The 2336-nt window shown below is 68.1% G+C and carries 3 protein-coding genes; all 3 read left to right on the forward strand.

Going from position 1 to position 2336, the window contains the following annotated elements; all coding sequences use genetic code 11:
- A partial coding sequence (locus AC6RA4_RS24910) for an NAD(P)(+) transhydrogenase (Re/Si-specific) subunit beta (protein WP_500164921.1) occupies positions 1–799 on the forward strand: 799 nt, incomplete at its 5' end.
- A gap of 287 nt (positions 800–1086) precedes the next feature.
- Positions 1087–1428, forward strand: coding sequence for a hypothetical protein (locus AC6RA4_RS24915; RefSeq protein WP_500164923.1), 342 nt, complete (start codon positions 1087–1089; stop codon positions 1426–1428).
- Positions 1364–2336 (forward strand): DNA-packaging protein (locus AC6RA4_RS24920; protein WP_500164925.1); only part of this gene is annotated, 973 nt, incomplete at its 3' end. The genes AC6RA4_RS24915 and AC6RA4_RS24920, both read left to right, overlap by 65 nt.

A 2336-nucleotide genomic window follows, 5' to 3' on the forward strand; every position in this document is an offset into this window, starting at 1 on the left:
CTGCGCGCTGTTCATCGGCTATCACCTGATCATGGGCATCGGCGGCGCCGACATGCCGGTCGTCGTCTCGATGCTCAACAGCTACTCGGGCTGGGCCGCGGCGGCGATCGGCTTCTCGCTGGGCAATGACCTGCTCATCGTGGTCGGTGCGCTGGTGGGCTCCTCGGGTGCCATCCTGTCCTACATCATGTGCAAGGCGATGAACCGCTCGTTCATCTCGGTGATCCTTGGCGGCTTCGGCGGCACCGCCGGTCCCGCGGCGGAGATCGAGGGCGAGCAGGTGGCGATCGACGCCGATGGCGTCGCGACCGCGCTCGACGAGGCCGACAGCATCATCATCGTGCCGGGCTACGGCATGGCGGTGGCGCAGGCGCAGCAGAACGTGGCGGAACTGACCCGCAAGCTGCGCGCCAAGGGCAAGGAGGTGCGCTTTGCGATCCACCCCGTCGCCGGCCGTCTGCCGGGGCACATGAACGTGCTGCTGGCCGAGGCCAAGGTGCCCTACGACATCGTGCTCGAGATGGACGAGATCAACGAGGACTTCCCGGAGACCGACGTGGTCATCGTGATCGGCTCGAACGACATCGTGAACCCGGCCGCGCAGGAAGACCCGAACTCGCCGATCGCCGGCATGCCGGTTCTGGAAGTGTGGAAGGCGAAGCAGGTCTTCGTGTCGAAGCGCGGCCAGGGCACCGGTTACTCGGGCATCGAGAACCCGCTGTTCTACAAGGACAACACCCGCATGTTCTATGGCGACGCCAAGGCATCGGTGGGCGATCTGCTGACCCGGATCGACTGATCCTATATGCGTGATTGGTGGCCCGCGAGGGCTCATCCTGCGGGCGCGGCACCTCACGGTGCCGCGCCCTTTTCTTCGCTGGTAGCGCGGCGATCCGCGTGCGTTAACAGATGCTTGAGGGCCGGCGTTCGGTGCGGAAACTTGACGGACCGCGCGCTCGGGCGTAGCGTTTGACGATGCTGGACAAGCCGCGCACGGCCCCCGGGGACAGGCCCCCGAGGGGCTTTTTTGTTGCCAATGCGCGGTGTGCCTCGGGCGGAGACCCACAGGCAAGAAAGGTATCGAGCATGATCCTGGTCCACCTCGAAGAGGAGATGTCGCGACTCGAAGACGAGCGCGACCGCATCGCCGACGTTCTCAGGGATCTCGGCGAGGACATCAGACGCCTCAAGGCGCAGATCGAAGACGGGAAGGCGGTGTCGAAGACCGACGCGGGCAAGCTGATGAGCGATGTCCGCTACTGGATGAGGGCGTCGCATGAAACGGAGGCGCAGATCGCCAATGTCAGACGTAAACAGAAAGGGCTTGCCGGAGACTGGGCTCTCGATCTCGAACGCGCGCGCGATGAGATCGGGTGCCGCATGGCTCGCCTCCGCCGCTGCTGCGGTGCGGGAGAGCTTTCTGAGTGAGCTGAGCGAGGGGGAGTGCATGGCACTCCCCTTTCTTTTCGAGTTCTGGGCCATGCCGCACCAGTTGCCGCCGGAGGGGGACTGGCGCGCTTGGGTCATCATGGGCGGGCGCGGTGCGGGCAAGACCCGCGCCGGGGCGGAATGGGTGCGCGCCTGCGTCGAAGGGGCACTGCCGCTGTCGCCGGGGCGCTGCCGGCGGGTGGCGCTGGTGGGCGAGACGCTCGACCAGGTGCGCGAGGTGATGGTGTTTGGCGAGAGCGGCATCCTCGCCTGCTCGCCGCCCGACCGGCGCCCCGACTGGCAGGCCGGGCGGCGCTGCCTGGTCTGGCCCAACGGGGCCGAGGCGATGGTGTTCTCGGCGCATGACCCGGAGGGGCTGCGCGGGCCGCAATTTGACGCGGCCTGGGTCGATGAGCTGGCCAAGTGGAAGAAGGCGCGCGAGACCTGGGACATGCTGCAATTCGCGCTGCGGCTGGGGGAGCGGCCGCAGGTCTGCGTTACCACGACGCCGAGGAATGTCGGCGTGCTGAAAGAGCTCTTGGAGCTTGAAAGCACGGTGGTGACGCATGCGAAGACCGAGGCCAACCGCGCCAACCTCGCGGCCTCGTTCCTCGAGGAGGTGCGGGCGCGCTACCGCAACACCCGGCTGGCGAAGCAGGAGCTTGACGGGGTGCTGGTCACGGATGTGGACGGGACGCTCTGGACCCAGGCGGTGCTGGAGCGGGCGCGGGGGGCGGAGGTGCCGGAGCGCTTCGACCGCATCGTGGTGGCGGTGGACCCGCCGGCGGGCGAGGGGCGCGCGGCGGATGCCTGCGGCATCGTGGTGGCGGGCGCGGTTTGCGACGGGCCGCCGCAGGCGTGGCGGGCCTGGGTGCTCGAGGATGCCAGCGTGCAGGGCAGCTCGCCCA

The organism is Salipiger sp. (genome assembly GCF_059781815.1).

Coding starts and splice junctions, on each gene's coding strand:
- AC6RA4_RS24915 (WP_500164923.1), top strand. CDS start 1,087: ATGATCCTGGTCCACCTCGAAGAGGAGATGTCGCGACTCGAAGACGAG.